7 protein-coding genes are annotated in these 16,414 nt (G+C 44.9%); 6 read left to right on the forward strand and 1 reads right to left on the reverse strand.

Features of this window, described 5'->3' with window-relative positions:
• The first annotated feature begins 353 nt into the window (after positions 1 to 353).
• The 5 genes from ABIX36_RS13560 to ABIX36_RS13580 all read left to right on the forward strand — a co-directional run bounded on the left by ABIX36_RS13560 (position 354) and on the right by ABIX36_RS13580 (position 9,318).
• Positions 354 to 2,462 carry an alpha-L-arabinofuranosidase C-terminal domain-containing protein gene (locus ABIX36_RS13560; protein WP_348082702.1) on the forward strand — a complete coding sequence of 703 codons (2,109 nt, stop codon included), beginning with the start codon at positions 354 to 356 and terminating at the stop codon, positions 2,460 to 2,462.
• 42 nt (positions 2,463 to 2,504) lie between these two features.
• Positions 2,505 to 4,079 (forward strand): glycoside hydrolase 43 family protein, encoded by a 1,575-nt coding sequence (locus ABIX36_RS13565; RefSeq protein ID WP_348082703.1) that lies wholly within the window; start codon positions 2,505 to 2,507, stop codon positions 4,077 to 4,079.
• A gap of 271 nt (positions 4,080 to 4,350) precedes the next feature.
• The gene (locus tag ABIX36_RS13570) at positions 4,351 to 5,892 is read left to right on the forward strand and encodes an acetylxylan esterase (protein ID WP_348082704.1); all 1,542 of its coding nucleotides are present in this window, start codon (positions 4,351 to 4,353) and stop codon (positions 5,890 to 5,892) included.
• 99 nt (positions 5,893 to 5,991) lie between these two features.
• Positions 5,992 to 8,181 carry an alpha-glucuronidase family glycosyl hydrolase gene (locus ABIX36_RS13575; RefSeq protein WP_348082705.1) on the forward strand — a complete coding sequence of 730 codons (2,190 nt, stop codon included), beginning with the start codon at positions 5,992 to 5,994 and terminating at the stop codon, positions 8,179 to 8,181.
• 36 nt (positions 8,182 to 8,217) lie between these two features.
• Positions 8,218 to 9,318: a glycoside hydrolase family 43 protein gene (locus ABIX36_RS13580; RefSeq protein WP_348082706.1), complete on the forward strand. Its 1,101-nt coding sequence runs from the start codon at positions 8,218 to 8,220 to the stop codon at positions 9,316 to 9,318.
• Positions 9,319 to 9,409: 91 nt separating this feature from the next.
• Here ABIX36_RS13580 and ABIX36_RS13585 read toward each other — a convergent pair whose 3' ends face one another.
• Positions 9,410 to 13,543, reverse strand: a complete 4,134-nt coding sequence (locus ABIX36_RS13585; protein ID WP_348082707.1) for a two-component regulator propeller domain-containing protein — start codon at positions 13,541 to 13,543, stop codon at positions 9,410 to 9,412.
• Between the two features lie 426 nt (positions 13,544 to 13,969).
• Here ABIX36_RS13585 and ABIX36_RS13590 point away from each other — a divergent pair, with 426 nt between their 5' ends.
• Positions 13,970 to 15,925 carry a sialate O-acetylesterase gene (locus ABIX36_RS13590; RefSeq protein ID WP_348082708.1) on the forward strand — a complete coding sequence of 652 codons (1,956 nt, stop codon included), beginning with the start codon at positions 13,970 to 13,972 and terminating at the stop codon, positions 15,923 to 15,925.
• The last annotated feature ends 489 nt before the right edge of the window (positions 15,926 to 16,414 follow it).

Raw genomic sequence — 16,414 nt, forward strand, 5'->3', positions numbered from 1 at the left:
TCTTTTAGGCTGTATCCTCTATTTTTATACGTTCTTAAAGGCTGCAATTTCACCATGTTTTAGCTGGGATTATTTTTTAGAATTTAATCATAAAAAAAAATAAGGCAAACAACAAATGTCCATCTTAATAGCATGTTTGTGCAAAAATTAGGTGTAATAGCTCAAAAAGGATATAATATGCGCTGTTTTTGTAAATGGGGGCATAAATTGATAAAGTGCGTATGGGGCATTGCCCCGGGGGAGTAGATCGCATTATTTTCTTAAATGCACTTGCCAGTTTCAAAACTCCTGCTAAATTTGCTATTGTAAATATAAGTGTATAAAAAACATTTAATAAACCAAAAACCATAATTATGAAGAAGTTATGCACCGCTTTAAGCTTGTGCCTGTTTGTGCTTATCAACACCAATTTGAAAGCGCAGAACCCAAAGCTAACTCTTGATTTAACTAAACCTGGGGTAGACGTTAGCCAGCGGTTGTATGGGCTGATGACCGAAGAGATCAATCACTCTTACGATGGCGGTTTATATGGAGAATTGATCAGAAACCGGGTGTTTAAAGATAATTCAAAAACACCCGAAGCATGGAGCCTGGTCCAGGAAGGGGAGGCTAAAGCGTCCATCCATTTAGTTGGGTCAGATCCGGACAACGTCCCTAATGATCAACGCGGGCACGCGATAAACAGCTCGCTTACTACTTGCTTAAAACTTGTTGTAGAAAATGACGGCGTTAAAGCAGGGATTGCCAACGAAGGCTACTGGGGAATCCCGGTAAAGCCTAATACAGTTTACAAGGCTTCATTCTATATTAAAGGCTTAGGTAGCACGCCCGAACGCCGGCCGAATGGCTCGGCATCCGCTGCAAATTCTCCCGTAATAGAAAATAACACGGCAGGCCCCATAACCGTAAGCATAGAAAGCAATGATGGGAAAAGGGTTTATGCCTCTGGGGTTATTAACCTGGTGAAATCTAATTTCTGGAAAAAGTATGAGTTGCAATTAACCACTGCGTCTAATATAGCACCTACGGCAGATGCACATTTTGTTATTTCCACTAATCGCAAAGGGGTTTATTATTTTAACCTCGTGTCACTGTTCCCGCCGACGTATAATAACCGGGCTAATGGTAACCGGATTGATATTATGAAATTAATGGCCGATATGAAGCCTGCTTTTTTAAGGTTTCCCGGTGGTAATTTCCTCGAAGGACCTAAATTAATGGATGCTTTTCCCTGGAAAACTACGTTGGGCGCACTTGAAAACCGCCCGGGCCATAAAGGTTCATGGGGTTATCGTGCTACCGACGGCATGGGACTGCTGGAATTTTTAGAATGGTGCGAAGATATCAAAATGGAACCGCTGCTGGCTGTATTCGCAGGTTATGCGCTCGATGGCGATCACATAGACGCGGGCCCGCTATTAAAACCTTACGTGGAGGATGCATTGAACGAGATCGAATACATCACCGGTGATATTCATACTTACTGGGGGGCAAAACGCGCTGCCGACGGCCACCCGGCTCCATTTAAATTGCGCTATGTAGAAATTGGCAACGAAGATGGTTTTGATGCTTCGGGAAGTTACGATGGCCGTTTCGCGCAGTTTAACGATGCTATAAAAGCTAAATACCCTAATCTGAATTGTATTGCAACTATCGGAGGCAGGGATTATCTTGGAACTCGTGGTAAATTAACCATACGTAAACCAGAGATTGTTGATGAGCACTATTACCGTAATGCCTGGCAGATGGAAGAGGATGCCGCTCATTATGATAATTATGACCGGAAAGGTTTTAAAGTATTTGTGGGCGAATGGGCAACACGGGAAGGTGCACCAACCACTAACCTTAATGCGGCGCTCGGCGATGCTGCATGGATGACAGGTATGGAGCGTAATTCAGATCTTGTTATCATGTCGTGCTACGCGCCACTTTTTGTAAATGTTAATACGGCTACAGCTACTGCACCAAAGGCCTGGCAATGGGATTCGGATCTGATCGGCTATAATGCGTTAACAAGCTTTGGTTCCCCATCATACTACGTACAAAAAATATTCAGCAACTATATTGGCGATAAGGTTGTTCCTTTAACGGGTGCAAACATCCCAACGCAAACCAGGCCTGCAACTAAAAGAGACAGCGCGGATAACAAAATGCCGCAGCCCATCCCAGCCATGTTTTACGTAGCAACAAAAGATACAAAAACTGGTAAGCTGTTTCTGAAAGTAGTAAATACCACAGGTAAGCCGCAACAGGTGGATATTATATTGAACGGCGCTGTAAAAGTATCATCAGCAGGTACCCTCATCGTTATAAAAGGTGATAAACCAGAGGATACCAATACGATTGATAAGCCTGAAAAAATAGTCCCTGTTACGTCATCTGTGAAGGAGATCGGTAAAAAATTTACAAGAACGTTCGACCCATATTCGGTAAGTGTTCTTCAAATCAATACGATCAAATAAAATGGCTGGCTGCGCACCAACTGACCCCCAAAATTTTTAGCTATGAGATGTTTTCTTGCCCGATTTATTATTGTTGTAGCCGTGCTTTTTTTGCCTTTTGTAATTAAAGCGCAAAAGAAAGCCGTTAACCCGATCATCTACGCCGATGTGCCCGATATAAGCGTGATCCGTGTTGGCGATACTTATTATATGAGCAGCACAACCATGCACATGAGTCCGGGTGTGCCTATCATGAAATCAAAAGATCTGGTGAACTGGAAATTGGTTAGCTATGCCTCTGATACCCTTGGAAACATTGATGAGCTTACGCTAACCAACGGTAAAAGTACCTATGGCCGCGGGTCCTGGGCCAGCAGCCTCCGTTTTCATAACAGTGTTTTTTATGTTAGCACCTTTGCCCAAACTACGGGCAAAACCTACATATACACTACTAAAGATATTGAAAAAGGACCTTGGAAATCTGTATCGTTCAAACCTTCCCTGCACGACCACTCTTTGTTTTTTGACGATGATGGAAAAGTGTATATGGTTACCGGGGGAGGTAAATTACGAATAGTGGAGTTAAACGCAGATTTATCCGGCATAAAGCCCGGCGGTATTGATCAAACTCTGATCGAAAACGCTAGCCTGCCTTCCGGTAATAGCGGTGGCTTGCCTGCAGAAGGCTCACAATTGTTTAAAGTAAAGGGTAAATACTACCTGTTTAATATTACCTGGCCACGCGGGGCTATGCGTACCGTTGTGATCCATCGCGCGGATAAAATCACCGGGCAATACGAGGGGCGAATTGGCCTTCAGGATAAAGGCGTAGCCCAGGGCGGCTTAATAGATAAGCCGGACGGCACATGGTACTCATACCTTTTCCGCGATTTTGGAGCCGTTGGGCGGGTGCCGTATTTAGTACCCGTAAAATGGGAGGATGGCTGGCCGGTTATAGGCGTTAACGGGAAAGTTCCTGATACGCTCGATCTGCCGGAAAGTAAAGGCCTCATCCCCGGGATCGTATCTTCGGATGAGTTTACACGGAAAAGGGGAGAGCCTGCCTTGCCACTGGTTTGGCAATGGAACCACAATCCCGACAATAGCCTATGGTCGGTTACAGCGCGGAAAGGTTATTTGCGACTTATTACCGGCAGGGTTGATACTAATTTCCTGATGGCCCGCAACTCCTTAACGCAACGAACTATTGGTCCTGTATGCACGGGTGAGGTATCGCTCGACTTGTCGAACATGAAAGACGGCGATTTTGCAGGTATAGGCCTATTGCAAAAGAACTATGGCCTGGTAGGCGTTAAAATAAATGGTAAAAGCAAAACGATAGTAATGGTAAATGCTTCTACCGGTACGCCAATGGAGGTGCAAAATATCGCGCTTAACCAACAGAAAGTCTTTTTTAAAGCAGAGTGTGTGTTTACGGATAAGAAAGACATCGCCAATTTCTTTTACAGCCTCGACGGGAAGATATGGAAGCCCATAGGAACGCCATTAAAAATGGCATACACCTTACCGCACTTTATGGGTTATAGGTTCGCGTTGTTTAATTATGCCACAAAAATTACAGGCGGCTCAGCCGATTTTGATTATTTCCATATCACAGATAAAATTTCCGGAGAATAAATCGGGTAGAAAAATTGGTGTAGTCTAAGGCCTGTAACTCCAGATACAGTGGCTAAATGCCAATTAAAACCCCTTTGCATGACATTTGGTGTGTCATTTTGCACAAATGAGATATTGTAGCAACGGTGAGATGTATAGTTTTGAATGCTGTGTCAATAGGTGATACGCCGACAACCAAAATTATTAAACCGTTGATGCTTATAATGATGTTTATTATTTAAGCCGCGCGAGATAAAGCAAACACTTATATTAGGTAACCATTTATAAGCAAATGAAAAGGATTTTCTACTTATTTATTTTCTCTTCTTTTCGCGTATTGGCTCAAACCACCCCGGCTACTGATGCCAGTAACTATCCCCCGCAGGTAAATTTCACCTCAGACCAGGATAAAACTAATATGATGAAGCGGTTGGGCATCCGGGCAATGCGCCCCGGGCCAAGCGGCGACGAAAAAGCACCAAACCATGCCAATAACGATGAAGCACTGGCCAACCCTTACCCTAATTATCCCGATGTTTTAACTTTAAAAAATGGCAAAAAAGTAACAACTGCTGCGCAATGGTGGAAAGAGCGCCGCCCGGAAATTGTAGAAGATTTTGAACGCGAAGTTTATGGGCGGGTACCCAAAGATGCCCCCCGGATAACTTGGCAAGTGAAAGTAACCGACCGGGAGTTTATGGGTTTTACCCCCATCATAGCAAAACAGTTGGTTGGCCATGCTGATAATTCAGCCTACCCGCTTTTAAATGTAAATATCGCCATGACTTTGGTGTTGCCTGCCAATGCCAAAGGCCCTGTACCTGTGCTGATGATGTTTGCGCCAAGCACACTCCCGGCCCCGGCACAGCCCGCCAAGGAAGAACTGGAACAAATTAATGAGGCTGTAAAGGAAATGCTCCTTGATAAACATCCTGAGTTGAAAACCATTTTTGAAAAATATCCGGCTTATAATTTAATAGCAGCTCAAAACTACGGCTTTAATCCGTTTGCACCGAGGCCCGCGGGAGACCCACCAGCTGCACAGCAATTAATTGCCGCCGGCTGGGGCTATGTACTTATCGACCCGGCAAGCATACAGGCAGATAATGGCGCGGGACTTACCAAAGGGATTATAGGTTTGGCCAACAAGGGGCAACCGCGCAAACCAGCCGACTGGGGGGCTTTACGCGCCTGGGCGTGGGGTGCGTCGAGAGCCTTGGATTACCTCGCCTCGGAACCTATGGTGGATATTAAGCACATAGGCATAGAGGGCGTCTCCAGGTATGGGAAAGCTGCTTTAGTAACCATGGCGTTCGACGAGCGGTTTGCTATGGGACTTATTGCTTCCTCAGGCCAGGGTGGAACCAAGCCAAGCCGCCGCAATTTTGGCGAAGCTTTGGAAAGCCTTACCGGCGGCGCGCACTATTGGATGGCGGGTAACTACATGAGATACGCTGCATCGGATGCCGATTTCGGCAGCAAAACTGCCAACGATTTGCCGGTAGATTCTCATGAACTGATCGCTTTATGCGCACCGCGGCTTACGTTTATCAGCCATGGGATCCCGTCGCAGGGCGATGCCAACTGGCTGGATCACCAGGGAAGCTATATGGCAACTATCGCCGCCGGACCGGTTTTTAAAATATTGGGAGTTAAAGATCTTGGCTTATCGAATGATTATAAAACTGAGAAGATGCCTGCTGTAAACACAGGTATTTTAGATGGGCGGCTTGCCTGGCGGCAGCATGATGGCGGACACACCGACGGGCCAAATATTAAATATTTTATCAGTTGGGCCAATAAATTTATGGCGCCCGCTGTTGCAGGCAAATAGCAGGTTAAGAGACTGGATAAAGTGGATTTGATGCATGATCAATTTTCACTAAAAGTAATTAACGGTTGTTATGAAGATACAATCGATTGTTTAAAATATATGCGAAAACTTATGAGGGCAAGCGGGCTGTTGAAACGATTTATATTTTTTATTGGGCTTTTGACCATCGCCGGCAGTGCTTATGCGGATAACGGTTATAAGCTGTGGCTCGGTTATCACGCTATTGCCGATAAAAAATTGGCCGCGCAATATGTGCAGCAGCTTCGGTACGTAAAAATCACAACCGGTTCTGCCACGCTTAACGCCGCGCGGGAAGAACTGCTCACCGGTTTTGAAGGTATGCTTGCCCTAAAACCTCAAATCGTTGAAAAAACGGATTACCCGGCACTGCTTGTTGGTGTTCCTTCGTCGTTAAATCTTCCAAAAAATACCATATCGCAAAGCGAGATCCAACAAGCCGGTGATGAAGGCTACCTCATCAAATCGGTATCTGTCAACAATAAAAAGTGCATTGTTATCACGGGGCAAACCGAAATAGGGGTGTTGCACGGCGTTTTTGGCTTTCTGAAATTGCTGCAAACACAGCAAGCCATTAGCGCCCTAAATATTTTGGAGTACCCACGCATCATGTATCGCGTGTTAGATCATTGGGATAACCTAAACCGTACCGTAGAACGTGGTTACGCCGGCTCGTCCATCTGGAACTGGCATAAGTTGCCTGGCTATATCGATCAGCGTTACATCGATTATGCCCGCGCCAGCGCGTCTGTTGGGATCAATGGTTCCGTGGTGAACAACGTAAACGCCAATGCCCTGATGCTGACGCCGGATTACCTGGAGAAAGTGAAGGCACTCGCCAATACCTTCCGGCCGTATGGTATAAAGGTATACCTGTCTGTCAAATTCAGCAGTCCTATAGAAATTGGTGGCCTCAAAACCGCCGATCCTCTGGATCCGCAGGTAAAGAAATGGTGGAATGATAAGGCTGATGAGATCTATCGTAGCATCCCCGATTTTGGCGGTTTCCTGGTGAAGGCCAACTCCGAAGGACAGCCCGGCCCGCAAGCTTACAAACGCAGCCATGGTGATGGTGCAAATATGCTTGCCGATGCCTTATCGCCGCATAATGGCATTGTAATGTGGCGCGCGTTTGTATATGATAACAACGTGCCGGATGATCGCGCCAAGCAAGCTTACAACGAATTTAAACCGCTCGACGGGCAGTTTAAAAAGAATGTGATCATCCAGGTGAAGAACGGGGCCATCGACTTTCAGCCCCGCGAGCCTTTCCACCCGCTATTCGAGGCCATGCCAAATACCCCGCTGATGATCGAATTTCAGCTGACGCAGGAGTACCTCGGTTTCTCTACAAACCTGGTTTACGAAGCGCCTTTATTTAAGGAATGTCTTGAATCTGACACCTACGCGATGGGAAAAGGCTCAACGGTGGCCAACATCATAACAGGTAAATTGAACCCTAAACTTATCACCGGGATGGCGGGCGTAGCAAATATCGGGTCGGATGTTAACTGGTGCGGGCACCCTTTTGCCCAGTCAAATTGGTACGCGTTTGGCCGGCTTGCCTGGAACCCGGCGCAAAGCTCGGCAACCATTGCCGCCGACTGGCTGAAGATGAACTTTAGCAATCAACCCGCCTTTGTTGCGCCAATGACACGCATAATGCTGCAATCGAGGGAGAATACGGTTAATTACATGACCCCGCTTGGCCTGCATCATATTATGGGCGTTAACACCCATTATGGCCCCGGCCCCTGGGTTGATAATGCCGGCCGCCCCGACTGGAACGCTACTTATTATCACAAAGCCGATTCGGCGGGGATAGGTTTCGACCGCAGCAGTACCGGCAGTAACGCGGTGGGCCAGTATCAGCCGCAGGTGAGGGACCTGTTTGAAAACCTTGCTACCTGCCCCGAAGCGTATTTATTGTGGTTCCATCACGTAAAATGGAGCTATAAAATGCGGTCGGGGAAAACCCTTTGGGATGAGATGGTGCATCATTATTATATGGGCGCAGATTCTGTTAAGCAAATGCAGCTTACCTGGAATAAAATGGCCCGCTATGTAGATAAGGAGCAATTCCAATCGGTTAAGCAACTAATGGCCGTGCAGTATGATGAAGCTACCAGCTGGCGAAATTCCTGCGTATTGTATTTTCAAACGTTTTCAAAAAGGCCCATACCGGAGGGGTACGAAAAGCCAGCGCATCCGTTAAGCTATTATATCAACAGGAAATACCTGCAGGCACCCGGCATAGGTGGAAACCAATAAGATCAATTAATTAAACCAAGCCATAAATTATAACACATGTATCATTCATTAATCAAAACAAACCAGTTTTTTATGCTGCCATTTGTTGTGTGCTCGCTTTTGGCCTGCAATTCGCCGGCCCAGAAAGTAAGCACCGCAAATGCCGACAGTACCAAAGTTAAATTCCTTGAAAAACCGCTTATCAGCAGTATCTACACCGCAGATCCATCGGCACATGTATTTGACGGGAAGATCTACATTTATCCTTCGCATGATATTGATGCCGGGATAAAGGAGAACGATAACGGCGATCATTTTGCCATGAAAGATTATCATATCCTCTCGATGGACAGCATCGGCGGTAAAGTAACAGATGAGGGTGTGGGCTTGGATATTAAAGATATCCCATGGGCCGGCCGGCAGCTTTGGGCACCCGATGCAGCCTATAAAAACGGTACTTATTACCTGTATTTCCCCGTAAAGGATAAGCAGGATGTGTTTAAAATTGGGGTAGCTACTTCAAAGCATCCTCAAGGCCCGTTTAAAGCCGAACCCCAGCCGATAGTGGGTAGCTTTAGTATAGACCCGGCGGTGTTCACCGATACCGATGGCAGTTCGTATATGTATTTTGGCGGTATCTGGGGTGGACAGCTGCAACGTTGGAACACTGGTAAATACGAAAGCGATGGCTCTAAAACTGATTTGAAACACGACGATAAACCGGCTATCAGCTGCAAGGTAGTGAAGCTAAAAGCCAATATGCTGGAGTTTGACGGCGCTGTAAAAGATGTAGTGATATTGGATAGCCTTGGCAAACCATTGTTGGGCGGAGATCACAACCGCCGATTTTTTGAAGGATCGTGGGTGCACAAGTACAACGGCAAATATTACTTCACCTATTCTACCGGCGATACGCACCTGCTTACTTACGCTATTGGCGATAGCCCGCTTGGGCCGTTTACCTATAAAGGCGTATTTATGAAACCGGTACAGGGCTGGACCACTCACCATTCTATTATAGAAGTTAAGGGCAAATGGTACGTATTTTACCACGATACCGAGATCTCAGGCAAAACACATCTAAGAAACGTGAAGGTGACCACGCTCGAGCACGAAGCCGATGGCTCTATTAAACTGATCGATCCTTTTGTAAAATAACAAATGAGTGCAATGGGCGCCACAAGGCTCAAGATACAGGACAGGTTTTTGTCTTGTATCTTGAGTCTTATTTCTTGACTCTTCGTCAAAACTAATTGACAACTGCAGATGAAAAAGAAGGTTTGGGCCTTTGAATCCTTTTACTGCTTAAGTATTCTGACGGAAGTACGCCGTACTTGCTTTTAAACGTTCGGGAGAAATAGCTTGGGGTACCAAAACCCGTCATATAAGCTATTTGGGCTACGTTATAATCACTGGTTTCTAACAATGCTGCGGCCTTTTCTAATTTCACCTGGCGGATGTATTCGACAGGTGTATATCCCGATAGTTCAAGCAATTTATTGTATAACGATCCGCGGCTCATCCCTACGTATTTACTCAGTTTTTCAACAGATAATTCGGGGTCGTTTAAGCCGTTTTCAATACATTCCATTACCTTGCTCATCAATTTAACATCAGCCGATTCTGATTCAATTTCGTTTACCTTGAATTGAATATGTTTGGAGTATGTCTCTTTCAAACTGTTATTCATAATGAGCAAGTTGCAAATTTTTGTATACAGGATCTGGAAATTGAACGGCTTGGTAAGGTAGTCGTTTGCCCCGGAGCGAAGGCCTTTAAGCTGCTCCTCTTCCTTTGCCATGGCTGTAAGTAATATAACCGGGATGTGGCAGGTGCGCTTATCCGATTTTATTTTTTTACTCAGTTCTATACCGTTTACATAAGGCATACCCACATCGCTTACCACCAGGTCGGGGTGGGCACTTAGTGCTTTTTGCCAGCCTTGCTTCCCATCGGCGGCTTCCAAAACGTGGAAATAGTGTTTTAAATGATCGGCAAGGTAGTATCGGAATTCGTCGTTATCTTCCACCAGCAAAACCGTAGCCATGTTTGGATTGCCTTCCCTGGAGTCTTCGGACGAAAGAATCCCTGTTGTTTTTTGCAGGGGATTATAAGCGTATTCCAGGCCCATTTCTGGTTCCTCGGCAAAAGGAATGGCAGGAAGCAATGGCATGGTTATGATAAAGTCGCTCCCTTGCTCACGGGCACTTTTAGCATGTATTTTACCACCGTGGAGTTCTACAAATTCTTTGGTGATGGAGAGGCCGATCCCGGTTCCCTGGTTCATCACCGAACTTTTTTGCGCTGATTGATAAAACCGGTCGAAAATTTTAACAACGTCATTTTCAGCCACGCCTATCCCGGTGTCCGAAACGGTTAAATTCAGTATAGGCTGCAATTCATCGGCATCGCAAATGTTAATTTTTATGGTAACGCAGCCACCGCCCGGGGTAAACTTAAACGCGTTAGATAACAGGTTGAATATCACCATTTCTAATTTGTCGCAATCGAATTGCGTTATCCAAACTTTTTGCGTGCTTTCTATATCAAGCTTAATTTGTTTATTATCCGCAATATCACGGAAAGACTCGGCACATTCAATAATGAAACGAATAATGTCTCCGGGCGTAAGGTTTAGCTTTAATTCCTGCTCCTCCAGCTTGCGGAAATCCAACAGCTCATTAACCAAATTAAGCAGACGTTTTGCATTTCTTTTGATCATGTTCAGCTGGCCAAAATCGTCGCCCTCAAAACCGCGGTTCATTAGTCTTTCAACAGGGGCGAGGATAAGCGAAATTGGTGTTCTGAATTCGTGACTCAGATCTGTCAATATTTTAATTTTTACCTGATCGAGCTCATGCAGGCGCTCAGCTTCGAGGCGTTCACGTTCTATCAACTGCTTAGCCTGTAATTTTTCCCGGGCCACTTCGAACTCGTTTCGCAATTTTCTAATACCCTGTCGGCGAATGAATAATAAAATGGAGACGGCAACCAACAGGTATACTATATATGCATACACCGTGCGCCAGTACGGCGGCAGCACCGTGATTTTTATTTGGCTGGTGGCGTTGTTCCATGAATTTTCGTTTTTGCTGGCCATCACCTGGAAAACATAGCTGCCGGGATCAAGGTTGGTATAATTTGCGGTTCGGGTTCTGTTAACAAAGTTCCATCCTTTATCAAATCCCGAAAGCTTGTAAGCATATAAATCCTGCCTGGGCGAGGTATAATCAACAGCTACATAGCTGATAGAGAAGTTTTCGCCATATTTAAGCGTGATCTCTTTAGCGTTGCTGATCTGCTCCTGAATGGGCGAGGTTGATGCAGGCGTAACCGGCACGTTATTCACCTTTAAGCCGCTAAATATAACCCTGCCGGGTACAGATGAGGGCGGCAACTTATCGGGATTGAAGTAGTTAAATCCATCCTGCCCTCCAAAATATAAATCGCCAAGGGAGGTTTTTATGGCTGCGCCGGGCATAAATGAGCCTTGTTGAACGCCGTTTTCTGCTGTGAAATTCCTGAATTTCTTTTTTGCGCGGTCGAAAGAGCCAATCCCGCGGTCGGTACTAAACCAAAGTAAACCGGCATCGTCTTCAATAATACTTTTCACAAAGCTGTTTGTCAATCCATCCGTTTCTTTAAAAGAACGGAAGCGGTTCTTTTTTGAGTCGAAATAACTGATGCCATCATTCGTACCCACCCAAAGCGCGCCATCTTTAGTGATGGTTAAAGTAGAAATGATGTCATCAGCCAACCCGCTGTTGGCCTTGGTGTAATGGCTTATGCTTCCGTCTGCTGGCCGGTACACCGCTATACCCGTACCTGTAGAACCTATCCAAACGTTGCCATTTGGAGCAGTTACCAGGGCGACAATAAAATCATTCAAGGGTAAATTTTGTTGGAACCCTATACTCGCTTTCCTGTGTAATTTAGAGAATGAATGGGTGAGAGGGTCGTAAATATCAACGCCATCCCCAAGGGTGCCAAGCCAAACCCTTCCTTGTTTATCTTCGGTTATAGCGGTTATGTTGTTTTGACTTAATCCTTTTGATGTGTTGTCCTTTGTAAATTGCCTGAAGGTTTTGTCGCGCGGATCAATACAAAAAACACCATGGTGATAGGTGCCGGCCCACAACTTCCCATTTCGAGCCATATGCATGGATAGAATTGTCGGCATTGCGGCTTCGTCAAGTTTACTGATCAACTTGCAGGGGGTAAGTAAACCGGTTTTGGTGTTAAAGAGCTCCAGCCCGCCGCCGTCTGTACCAACGAAGATGCTTCCATTTTTGTGCTCCGCAAATGAAGTTACAAATGGTGCCGAAAGGCCATACGGATCAAACGGGTTGCTTTGCTTCAAATTAAAAAGCGGTAGATGTTTATCATATTTACTCACGCCGCCGCCAAAAGTACCAACCCAGTAAATGCCTTCCGAATCAATAAAAAAGCTTCGGATGGATTTACTCTTCAGGCTGAACATATTGCGGGGGTCGGGCTTTAATTGCTTAAACCGGGCCGACGCTAAATCAAATATATTTACCCCATCCTCTGTCCCTATCCAGAGGCTGCCATCTGCGCTGGCGGTTAAAGAGAATACGGCATTATTGCTTAAGCAATTTGCTACCCCTTTTATACATTTATATACTGCAAATTTACCCGGTGAAACCTGTTTGTTAAGGCCATCGAAAGTGCCAAACCAAATATTTCGGTTGGAGTCTTCTGCAATTGATTTGATAACGTTATTACTCAGGCTTGTTGGATCAGCAGGATCATGGGCGAACCTTGTAAACTTTTGTTGACTACGGTTATAAAGATAGGCCCCGTTGTTGGTTCCAACCCACATATTACGGTTACTATCTTCCAATAGTGAAATGACCACAAAACTACCAACTTCGGTAGTTTTAGGGAATTTGATTGGTAAAGGAATAGATCGGCCGGTTTTAAGATCCAGCATCCTCAAATCGCCGTAAGTGCCAACCCACAGGTTCCCGTCGTGGTCTTCCAGTATAGTTCTGGCAGATATTGTGGGCAGTTCTTTCCAGCTGCCGTCACCTTTATATTGTTCGAACCTGTCGAACTTTTGATCGTAATAGCAAAGGCCGCCAGCCGAGGTGCCAACCCAAAGTTTCCCCGTATGATCCACGAACAACGCTAATACTTCGTTAGATGGAAGGCTTGTATTATCGCCCTGATGATGCCTGTAAATAGTGAAGTTACTGCCATCGTACTTGCTTAACCCGTTAGTGGTGCCAAACCATATCAGCCCATTATGATCTTTAACAATGGCGTTAACCGTGTTTGACGATAACCCTTCTTTTGCGGTGATGGATGTAAAATTGAAGTTGTCCTGACCAAGGCTAATTAGTGGTATACTAATTAACATCAAGCATAGCTTAAGGCTGCATTTAATTAACTTCAACATAGGGTGTTTTTAGACCAGGTAAATTATATCGGTTTTGGGTCGTCAGATATAAATCACAAAGGCGTTAAATAAGCAAATTATTGGTTATGGTAACAAATATAATTACTATGAATTAATAAATTCTACGAAAGGCTAATAATAAAATTGGATTTCATACAATCGATTGTATAACGTGCCGCCTTGTTGTCGGCAAGTGTGTTTTTGTTTGTTTTTCAACCAATATTTTCAGCTTATTTGTGAAAAATCAACAAATTGTTACCAAAGCTTGTACGCAAAATAAGAACGCCTTTGTATATTTACAATCGATTGCTTATTAAAGCGTTTCTGCTTTATTTAAGTTATGACCGAACCAATGTACCTGTTGCCTAAAAATAGAATAACCAGTTTATGAAAATATTGTTGGGAGTATTTACATGCATCCTATTACTGCTATTCCCTGGTTTACGTGCGAACGCAACCATACGACTTCCACAACTCGTTGGCAACGGCATGGTTCTGCAGCGCGACGCCAAAATTAAAATATGGGGGTGGGGTAGCCCCGCCGAACCGGTTAAAGTTAAATTTAATGGGAAAACGCTCAATGCCGTTGCGGGCTATGACGGCAAGTGGGCAGTGATCTTCCCGAAAATGAAAGCCGGCGGGCCATTCCAAATGGACATAAACGGCAGCAACCATATTCTTTTAAATGACATACTTATTGGAGATGTTTGGTTTTGCTCCGGGCAATCTAACATGACCATTAAAATGGAACGGGTAAAAGAAAAATATCCGGAAGAGATCGTCAACGCTAATTATCCGTCCATCCGGTATTTTTTTGTTACCACAGATGCCGACCTGCTAAAAACACACGATGATTATTTGCCCGGCCACTGGGTTACCACAACAAAACAAAACATACTGGATATTGGGGCGGTCGCTTACTTTTTTGCTAAAAAGCTATATGCCAAATACGGGGTTCCAATTGGTATAATAAATTCCAGCATAGGCGGTACGCCAATACAAGCTTGGATAAGCGAAGAGGGGCTAAAAGATATAGGTACTTACAGCAGTAGGTTGGCACAATTTAGAGATACCTCTTTTATGGCCGGTATTAGCCGGAGTAAGCTGCCAGCAGTCCCGGTTAAACCGCCTTTGCAAGAAAGCGATAAGGGCCTGGCGGGAGAGCTGAAATGGTACGACCCTAACTATGAGCCCAGAAACTGGCATAAATTCTGGTTACCAGGTTACTGGGCCGACCAGGGCGTAAATGGTTTAAACGGAGTTGTTTGGTTTCGGAAAGAAGTAACTGTTCCGGCTGAAATGGCCGGTAAGCCCGCTAAACTTTTCCTTGGGCGGATTATTGATGCAGATGAAACCTACGTTAACGGTAAAAAAGTGGGGAACATTACCTATCAATACCCACCACGCAGGTATGAGATACCAGCAGGCTTATTGAAAGCCGGGAAAAATTTAATTACCGTGCGCGTAACTAATACCGATGGAAAAGGCGGGTTTGCACCAGATAAGCGTTATGAATTAACAGACGGTAAAACCGTTATAGACCTGCGTGGCGATTGGCTTTACCAGGTTGGCTTAGTCTATCCACCACATAAGTCAAATTTTCAAAAGCCGGTACTATTTTCTGCCCAAAACGAGCCTGCCGCCTTATATAACGCTATGGTTGCGCCGGCTATACAATTGCCTGTTAAAGGGTTTTTATGGTACCAGGGTGAAACCAATGTTGGCACAAAAGATTACCATGAACTATTGATCGCTTTGATAAAAAACTGGCGTACTGCCTGGAGATCTGATTCTCTTCCGTTTTTGATCGTACAGTTGCCCAATTTTGGCGAAGTTGAGTATTCACCAGCTGAAAGTTCCTGGGCGGAGATCAGGGAAGCGCAGCTGCAGGCGCTCAGTTTAAAAAATACAGCCATAGCGGTTGCCATAGACGCCGGAGAATGGAATGATCTGCACCCTCTAAACAAAAAAGATGTTGGCGAACGGTTGGCCCTTGCTGCTGAAAAACTGGCTTACGCTGATCAACGAATTGTCGCTTCTGGCCCAATCTTTCAATCTTCTATAATAGAAGGTGATAAGATCACCCTAAATTTTTCAAATGTTGGAACCGGACTGGTATCAAACAACCAGGAACCACTTTCCCGGTTTGCCATTGCCGGGGAGGATAAACAATTTGTTTGGGCCACGGCTACGATAGTGGGCGATAAGGTAGTTGTTACGTCGCCGGCTGTTGAACACCCTATGTACGTGCGCTATGCCTGGGCAGATAATCCCGAGGGGGCTAACCTTTATAATCGTGAGGGGCTCCCGGCATCTCCGTTTCGGACAGACGGGTCCAAATAATAAACTATAGTGGTTTGTTAACGTAAAAAGGACAGCCTTGCGCTGTCCTTAACCAATTGAATTGAAACCAATAAGGCGAGAGCCCTAAAGAGATATTTGAAAATTTTCTCGGATTAAAATTCCCCATTTTTAAAGTAATAAGATAGCTGTGTTTACCATTTTTATACAACAGATGTATTACGGTAAATTGAACAAAGTTTAATGCACAGCGCTCTTTGCTGAGGAGTTGGGTCATTAACACGACTGAGAATAGCCTTAATTGACCATACTTTCGTCGGTTCATCACAAAAGGTGATTATATATGGGCTTTTGAATTGCCTAACCACATCAATCATCCTCACATTTATTTCCCCGCCGGAGTTAATAAGGCTCCTGATACCTGCTTATGGCGGCAACATTTCTCCTCATAAAAATAACTTACTGATTAGCATTGCGTAATTGCGACTGAAAGTGCTAATGCATCCGGTAAAAGCTATCCAAAGGTTGCAA

This window comes from Mucilaginibacter sp., assembly GCF_039925265.1.
Lineage (GTDB): Bacteria > Bacteroidota > Bacteroidia > Sphingobacteriales > Sphingobacteriaceae > Mucilaginibacter.

Coding starts and splice junctions, on each gene's coding strand:
- ABIX36_RS13560 (WP_348082702.1), top strand. CDS start 354: ATGAAGAAGTTATGCACCGCTTTAAGCTTGTGCCTGTTTGTGCTTATC.
- ABIX36_RS13565 (WP_348082703.1), top strand. CDS start 2,505: ATGAGATGTTTTCTTGCCCGATTTATTATTGTTGTAGCCGTGCTTTTT.
- ABIX36_RS13570 (WP_348082704.1), top strand. CDS start 4,351: ATGAAAAGGATTTTCTACTTATTTATTTTCTCTTCTTTTCGCGTATTG.
- ABIX36_RS13575 (WP_348082705.1), top strand. CDS start 5,992: ATGCGAAAACTTATGAGGGCAAGCGGGCTGTTGAAACGATTTATATTT.
- ABIX36_RS13580 (WP_348082706.1), top strand. CDS start 8,218: ATGTATCATTCATTAATCAAAACAAACCAGTTTTTTATGCTGCCATTT.
- ABIX36_RS13585 (WP_348082707.1), bottom strand. CDS start 13,543: ATGTTAATTAGTATACCACTAATTAGCCTTGGTCAGGACAACTTCAAT.
- ABIX36_RS13590 (WP_348082708.1), top strand. CDS start 13,970: ATGAAAATATTGTTGGGAGTATTTACATGCATCCTATTACTGCTATTC.